The sequence below is a fragment of the Bacillus sp. TH22 genome (assembly GCF_016651015.1).
Classification (GTDB): domain Bacteria; phylum Bacillota; class Bacilli; order Bacillales; family Bacillaceae_G; genus Bacillus_A; species Bacillus_A mycoides.
Map to the genome: position 1 here is coordinate 5,416,089 of NZ_JAEKER010000001.1, position 7,526 is coordinate 5,423,614.

General features: G+C 33.0%; 7 protein-coding genes and 3 pseudogenes. 7 read left to right on the forward strand and 3 right to left on the reverse strand.

The window, feature by feature from the left end; all coding sequences use genetic code 11:
- Nucleotides 1–22: 22 nt before the first annotated feature.
- The 3 genes from JFU18_RS27625 (at nt 23) to JFU18_RS27635 (ending at nt 2,916) form a co-directional block, all read left to right on the forward strand.
- Nucleotides 23–706 (forward strand): N-acetylmuramoyl-L-alanine amidase family protein, encoded by a 684-nt coding sequence (locus JFU18_RS27625; RefSeq protein ID WP_201034031.1) that lies wholly within the window; start codon nt 23–25, stop codon nt 704–706.
- Between the two features lie 421 nt (nt 707–1,127).
- Nucleotides 1,128–1,823, forward strand: coding sequence for a polysaccharide deacetylase family protein (locus JFU18_RS27630; protein WP_207192172.1), 696 nt, complete (start codon nt 1,128–1,130; stop codon nt 1,821–1,823).
- 382 nt (nt 1,824–2,205) lie between these two features.
- Nucleotides 2,206–2,916: an alpha/beta hydrolase gene (locus JFU18_RS27635; protein ID WP_201034030.1), complete on the forward strand. Its 711-nt coding sequence runs from the start codon at nt 2,206–2,208 to the stop codon at nt 2,914–2,916.
- Between the two features lie 115 nt (nt 2,917–3,031).
- Here the strand turns inward: JFU18_RS27635 and JFU18_RS27640 are convergent.
- A pseudogene (locus JFU18_RS27640) lies at nt 3,032–3,396 on the reverse strand (YxeA family protein).
- 569 nt (nt 3,397–3,965) lie between these two features.
- Here JFU18_RS27640 and JFU18_RS27645 point away from each other — a divergent pair.
- Entirely contained in the window at nt 3,966–5,504 is a 1,539-nt protein-coding gene (locus JFU18_RS27645) for an alpha/beta hydrolase (RefSeq protein ID WP_201050388.1), read from the forward strand.
- Between the two features lie 118 nt (nt 5,505–5,622).
- Here JFU18_RS27645 and JFU18_RS30005 read toward each other — a convergent pair whose 3' ends face one another.
- Complete coding sequence (locus JFU18_RS30005) at nt 5,623–5,778, reverse strand: acyl dehydratase (RefSeq protein ID WP_080448183.1); 156 nt, start codon at nt 5,776–5,778, stop codon at nt 5,623–5,625.
- A 113-nt stretch (nt 5,779–5,891) separates the two neighbouring features.
- Here JFU18_RS30005 and JFU18_RS27650 point away from each other — a divergent pair, with 113 nt between their 5' ends.
- The 3 genes and pseudogenes from JFU18_RS27650 to JFU18_RS27660 form a co-directional block, all read left to right on the forward strand.
- The gene (locus JFU18_RS27650; RefSeq protein ID WP_201034028.1) at nt 5,892–6,278 is read left to right on the forward strand and encodes a YflT domain-containing protein; all 387 of its coding nucleotides are present in this window, start codon (nt 5,892–5,894) and stop codon (nt 6,276–6,278) included.
- Nucleotides 6,279–6,401: 123 nt separating this feature from the next.
- The gene (locus tag JFU18_RS27655; RefSeq protein ID WP_201050390.1) at nt 6,402–6,803 is read left to right on the forward strand and encodes a peptidase U61; all 402 of its coding nucleotides are present in this window, start codon (nt 6,402–6,404) and stop codon (nt 6,801–6,803) included.
- 35 nt (nt 6,804–6,838) lie between these two features.
- Nucleotides 6,839–7,026 (forward strand): annotated as a pseudogene (locus tag JFU18_RS27660) (ParM/StbA family protein); the annotation flags it as partial.
- A gap of 81 nt (nt 7,027–7,107) precedes the next feature.
- Here JFU18_RS27660 and JFU18_RS27665 read toward each other — a convergent pair.
- Nucleotides 7,108–7,378 (reverse strand): annotated as a pseudogene (locus JFU18_RS27665) (IS4 family transposase); the annotation flags it as partial.
- Nucleotides 7,379–7,526 lie beyond the last annotated feature (148 nt).

Genomic DNA, 7,526 nt, shown 5'->3' on the forward strand with positions numbered 1-7,526 from the left:
AGCTGATAAGGAGATTATTAAAATGAAAAAAAGAGCGATATTGCTTTTGTTTATTATATTAATAATGGGCACTGGTGTTAGTTTCATACATGCTAAGGGGCACAAAAATATATCAAAAGAGGATTTACGATTAAAAGGAAAAACTATTGTAATTGATCCGGGGCATGGTGGAGGAGATAGAGGGACGAAAGGAAAGAAGTTTGGAACGATTGAAAAAGAGCTTAATTTAAAAGTAGCACAAAATATAAAGAAAGAATTAGAAGAAAGAACGGATGCAAAAGTTATATTGACACGTGAACAAGATATGAGTTTACTTCCAGAAACAAAGCAAAAGGAAGAATTACAAGCGCGTGTTAAAGTAGTGAAAGACCATTCGGCGGATCTTTATATTAGCATTCATCATGATGCTTTTGAGGATACAAATGTAAAGGGAATAACAACTCATTATGGATCTAATAAAAGGAAAGATAAAAAATTAGCTAAGATTGTACAAGAAGCTATTTTTGATCAAAATATAGACAGCAGAGATCGAGGCATTCATGGCAGTGATTTTCTTGTCTTGCGAGAAAATCCTTCTCCGGCTATCCTAATAGAATTAGGGTTTACATCTAATGCGAGTGATGAAAAAAGAATGAATTCAGAAGAATTCCAAGCAAAATCGCAAAAAGGAATTGTGGATGGCATTATTAATTATTTTACGATGTAATAAAATAGGCAAATAGAAAAATACTATTCTTTCTAAATCTTAATTAGGAAGAGTAGTATTTTTTATTTTTGGTGTATATCCAGTTTTCAAATTAAAAACAAATATTTTTCTAAAGAGTGGATGCAATAAGCTATTCTTTAACTGATTTCGACATTATCTGCATTTTATCTTTATCCATCTCTATTAATCTATTTATTGTAAACACCGGTTGAAACTAATGATTCAGCCTTATAAATAATGAATATGAAAATTAATAGGGAAAGGATCGAAAAATAATGAAAGAATCACAAAGTAAGAAAAAAAAAGTCGATTAACTAAGGTAATAATATCTCTAGGAGTTGTTTTAGCAACGACCTTTTTCACTTTCTTTTTAATTGGAAAATGGCACTCTATCCCAGCGAAGGGAGTAGCTAATGAAAGTATGAAACAAGTTAATACGCAACAACAAGAAAAGAAAAAGGAAACATCACCAGCAAAACAAAAAAGACCTGATGGAAAACCGGTAGGAAAAGTTGTCTATTTAACATTTGATGACGGTCCTAGCGAATTGACTGGGAAATTTTTAGATGTACTAAAAGAGCAAAATGTTGCTTCGACATTTTTTATGCAAGGTAGTAATTTACAAAATACAGGTTTTCAGGAAAATGTAAAACGAGCAGTAAAAGAAGGACATTATATTGGTGCACATAGTATGACACATAATAGTGATAAGCTATACAAAAAGGGACAATTTGTACCAGAGATGAAAGAAACGTTAGATCTTATCCATAATATTACGGGTACAACTCCTAAACTGGTCCGTCCGCCATATGGATCTGCACCAGGATTAGAGGGAGAGGAAGTTCGTAAACAAATTGTAGAAGCAGCAATAAAAGTTTGGGATTGGACAATAGACTCAAATGATTGGAAGTTAAAAGATAATCCAACTCAGATTATCGAAAATGTAAAGAAACAGACAACAGAAGAAGTAGAAGTTGTTTTAATGCATGAAAAGGCGCAAACATTACAAGCTCTTCCTGAAATTATTAAATTTTATAAAGAGCAAGGGTATGAATTTGGTGTATATAGTGATGAAGATCATTTTCGTCTAAACTTCCAGAAAGATCAACGTCTATAGTATAAACTTAGTTATCTTAAAAAGGTGTTTTTATTACTAAATCAATAACTAAGCCAAAAGTTGATTTCCTATACGATAAGGAAATCGGCTTTTTCTTTATAAAATTTTAATTAGCTTATGAAGCTTCTTTTTAAAATAATATATTGAATTTATGTTAAAACGGCATTTCAGGGCTCGTATTATTTTTTCTAAACTTATCCCGCATTAACGGGCAGTAAGACCCCCACCTCAAAATTCAGCGGAAGCAAAGAAGTTAGGTGGGGGATCAACTGCCCGTAAAACCCCACTGATTAAAGTTTCACTTTATTAGTTAAGATTATTCGACAATTATAGTAATAATAATTAAAGTATAGAATATACACATCTTAGGGAGGGCATATATGTGAAGAAGTGGATGAAAATTGTTCTGTACTCTTTACTAGGTATTTTACTTATGGGAAGTATTACTTTTTTTGTTTGGTCGCAGTTTACTTATAAACCAACGAAAGAGGCTTTGTCGTTAGTAGATGATAAAAAAGATGAAGATAATATAGTTTTTGGACAGAAAGATGCTAAAGTAGGGATTATTTTTTATCAAGGAGCTAAAGTAGAAGCTGAGGCTTATAGTTACTTAGGGGAAGCTCTTGCAAAAGATGGGCATTTTGTAGTGATGCCTAAGTTACCATTAAATTTAGCGATACTTGGAATCAATGTGGTAGACAGTGTAATTGAAAAGTATCCTGAAGTTCAAAAATGGTATGTTGCGGGGCATTCAATGGGGGGAGCTATGATTTCTAAGTATGCTTTTCAACATGAAGACAAGGTAGACGGGATCATTTTCTTAGGTTCGTATCCTGCAGATGATTTCTCTACTAAATCGCTTCCGATGTTATCAATTTATGGGGAAGTAGATGCTTTAGCAACCGTAGAAAAAATAGAGAACAATAAAAAGTTAATGTCAAAGAATACAACTATGCACATGATAAAAGGCGGCAATCATGCGCATTTTGGCATGTATGGTGAGCAAAAAGGTGATAATGCGAGTTTAATTACGCCAAAAGCACAACGAGATGAAACAGTGAAAGTAATTGAAGAATGGTTATTAAAACAATGATAGCGAATGTAATAAATTTACCGAAAGGATTCTCCCATCTCAAGCATGTGTAGGAAGATAGCCTAACGGTAGGTGGGAGAGATAATAAAGAGCCAACTCGTACGAATTGGCTCTTTTATTTATTTGCTATCTTCAATTGTCCCCTTATTTTCTCCGGAATGTCCTTTTCAGAAATAATGTCGTAGGAATAGACATACTTACCTTTCACATGAATTTTTAAGTAAGTTTTTCTTATAAAATCATTAGGAGTGTTCGTTCCTATTTTATATTCCTTCTCATTCCTTAATTCATCAACACCTTTTAGCGAGTACATAGCTCTTCCTTTATGATGGTAATCTGGAACGCCATATTCCTCCGCAATAGCGTATACATTTTTTCTTCAGCAATCGGATTAAATCTGTCTAAATCTCCGCGTAATATGAAAGGTAGTAAGTATATAGGGAGGCCTATTCCTAGTATGCAAATTACAAATTTCTTCATGATCGTTTCTCCTCTTGTTCATTTACATGATTCAGTATAAAAAAATTCTTATAAATATAGAGGGAAATTCCTTAAGATTTTCTTAATAAAGTTTAACCGTGTGAAAAAAGATTACCTTGAGCATTAAGCTTACGGAATGAATAGCCAAATAACCTGTTTTCTTTATTTTTTGATGGTAGGTTATTTGGTTTTATATTGGTATGAGTGAATTAAGAAATAAGTGGGATTTAGGAACTAGAATAAATTTATCTTACAGTAATAAGAGAATTATCTAAATAAATTATAGTGAGAACAATTAAAGAAAGCATCTAGTCGGGTGCTTTTTCTTTTGGAATAGAGAATCCCATGGGCAGTTACATGTAATGCAGCGCTGTGCTTCTATGTCATTGGAAAATCCAATGATAAAAAAAGAGGGGAAGGCATTTTTTATTGAAGTTTGTTAATGATAGCTTTTTAACTTGAGAGGGGGATCGTAAAATAGATTATTAATCTCTTTGATAATTTTTATTTTCCTTATAGTTGGCATACTGTATTAGAAATTTTTAATTTTGAAAGGAGAATCAATAATTATGGGTAAGAAAAAAAGAATAAGTAATAAGTTATTACTTGTCAGTGCAATTTGTACAATAACAATTCCCTCAGTCTCATATGCGGAGGAAGTAATTTCAACTGGGAATTTTACGAGTTCTTCAAGTTTGTATGAGGGACGGAATACGGAAGTATTGAAAACAAGCTTATATCCTGATACATATAATTATCTATTTAACCACCAATTTATTTCGAAATTAAAGGAAGCAAACACAACTATAAAAAAAGTAGACAATAGTGATGATGAAAATCCTATTATATCTACTACTCTTTCATTTATTCGCCATATGAATAGTGAAGATTATAAATCTGCATTTGATTTAACCTCAAGGTCATTACAGAAAATAATATCCAAAGAATGGTTGAAGAGCTATTGGGAGGGACTGCCAGTTCAATTACAAGCAGGTTCTTTTATAGAAATTGGAGAGGTTACACAAAAAGAGACAAATCCTGTTCATACAAATGTGGAGATTCAATTAGTTTTTGAACAAATGACTGTACCTTTACTAATAAAACTAGATCCATCTGGAAAAATAGACGATTTTCAACTCAGCATGTCGTTTAGTCCTGTTGCAGAGCGTCCATCATATAGTAAGCCTGAATCATTTGTTGATAAAGAAGTAGTAGTTGGAAGTGGTGCATTTCCATTACCAGGAACATTGTCTGTTCCAAAAGGAAAGGGTCCTTTCCCAGCGGTTATTCTTGTTCAAGGATCTGGAGCAACTGATCAGGATGAAACAGCGTTTGCTTTAAAACCATTTCGCGATTTAGCTGAAGGTCTTGCATCGAAGGGAATTGCTGTCCTTCGCTATAATAAACGAACATATGAACATGGGTTGAAAACACAATTCAGTCCCTTTTATACAGTTGATAAAGAGACAACAGATGATGCTCTTCTTGTAACTCAATTTCTTAAAAATGAGCCTCTAATAGATAAGAATCAAATTTATATTCTGGGTCATAGTCAAGGTGGAATGATGCTTCCGAAAATGATTGAAAAAGACCAAAATCAAAATATTGCTGGGGCAATTGTAATGGGAGGGCCAGCTCGTACGATCCAAGACGTTGTTTTAGATCAATTTGAGTACCTTTTTTCTATTGGAGCAATGAACCTAGAGGAATATAAATTCTACAAATCGCAATTTGAATTATTAAATGATCCCAATTTCTCTAGTCAGAATCCCCCAAAAGATTTTTACTTAGGATCAGCAGTATTTTGGGATTCTATCCGGAAAATTAAAGCAGCAGAAATGTCAAAAGAACAAAAGACACCGCTTCTTATTATTCAAGGAGAAAGAGACTATCAAGTTCAATCAAAAATCGAAATTCCTCTTTGGAAAGAACAATTAAAAGAACGAGATAACGTTGATTATCGACTATATCCAAAGTTAAATCATTTCTTTACAGAGGGTGATGGGGAAATAAGTAAGCCGGATGAATATTATAGTCCTGCTAATATACCTGAGTATGTTATAAGTGATATTGCTGCTTGGGTGCAAGGAAGATCGCAATTAAATTAGCAACCATATGTTTTAATAAAGACTTTCTTTCTGTAATCAAAATAGAAACATTTTTATTAGGTTATATGTTTTTTAAAAGCACTCTTTGAAAAGGAGTGTTTTTATATTTTCCTTTGATTTAATTAACGAAAAAAATATCTTGTACTCCTTTTGTAACTTTTTCTAAATAGAAATTTTCTATAAAATAAGGGGCTTGCCTTCCAAACAAATCGTTATTTGTAACACTGTTATTAAAGCAAAGTTCTCGTGACATCGCTTTGATATTCAAAAACATTAATAACCTATTGTATTAAGTTTTTTGAAAATTTAAGTTTAACATCTTTAAAATAGGTGTATTACATATTACATAACAACTAAATAAAAAATCTAAAGGAGGAAAGAGATACCATGCATAAGAATGAAAGAAAACCGGTGGTTCATGAATATCAAAATGAACAGGAAGTAGTTATGAAAGTAAAAGAGCTAGAATTGCAAGGGATTCGCCAAGATGACATTTATGTCTTAGCACATGAAAAACATCTAACAAAAAGGATTGCGGATGATACAAACACAAATACGATTGGAGTAAAAGAACAAGGATTGGGCACAAGTATTATCAACTTTTTCTCCAAAAAAGGGGACGAACTCCGAAATCAAATGGAAGAAATGGGGTTGTCGAAGGAGAAAGCTAACTTATATGAAGAAAAACTAGATCAAGGGAGAATTTTACTCCTAGTAACAGCTGAAACACCAATGGCGAGTGATAGGCAGCCGCAAAACTATCATTCCCTCTAATAGATTGCAACATCTGATAAATAGGTAAGGTAATGCTAATTTCCTATTTCAAGAAAAGATTGAAATAGACTATATGTTAGGCTGTAGCATTGAAGAAAATAAAAGTAGAGAAGGATGAGAAAAATGAAACATACAATATTTAAATATGCTGTGATTGGGATTACGACCGGAGTCATGGTCTCCCTATTAAAAAAAGAAAATCGGAAAGCTATACAAACAAAAGGAAAAAGCGTAAAAGACAAACTACAAGGAGGAAACATAAAGGAAACATTGGAGAAGGTAACTGAGACAAGTAAACAATTCTCTGTAACTGCAGCTAATGTTGCAAAACAAACATTACCACAACTGCTTACAGCCACACCAGTTGTCATTTCTACCATTAAAGATTTAACAGAAAACGAAAATAAAAAAAAGAAAAAAGATGAAAAGGATTACGAAATAAATCAAAATAGTAAGGACATAGACGGGGAAAAAACGAAAAATGAAAAGAAATATATGAAAGAAGGGAAAGAAGAGAGTGCCTAGATTTAAGTCTAAAAAGAGAAAGTGAGGAAAAAAGTATGAAATCTCTGTATGCGATTGATGTAGGAATTGGCTTTACCAAGCGGGCATATCGACAGGATGTAGATTCTGAGATGACGATCAAGAGTGAAGCTTCCACACTAGCCCTGTACCTAATCATGCTGAAAGTGAAGATTTAACAAAGGTAAGTTTTATAGACTTAGACTTTGCATACTACATGGGAAATTTCTTTTTTAAAAGGCTAAGTGTAGAGAATTTAAAGATTTGCATGCGAAATAAACCCTATCGGGTTCCATTTTTTGAATTAGGCCGCTTTATTAAATCGTTGATTCAATCCCTCAGGACTGATGAGTACTTCTGTTGATGCTTCTAAACAGCTAGATAACTGAGTTAAAGAAGTCATAGCTACATTTTGGCTCAACCATACACATAAAGCTACTAAATCTTTTGCTTGGTACTTACTGGTTTCGTTGTACAAAGCCAACATCTCTAGCAAGATCCCATAAGGTATTTGGAGATAAAAAACTTTGAATCTCTTGAGCAAATAGTTGTAATTCGTCAGACACAGAAACAGACATAAAAAACGCCATCCTTTCCTATGATTCTACAGAAAGAATAGCGTATTTTTTCATTCTAGGGGGCATTTCTTTTTATTATCTTGATAGCGATGTGGTGGTACCCCATTTATTATTTCCAAATCCATTTAGAATGTTCAATAAATGGGGG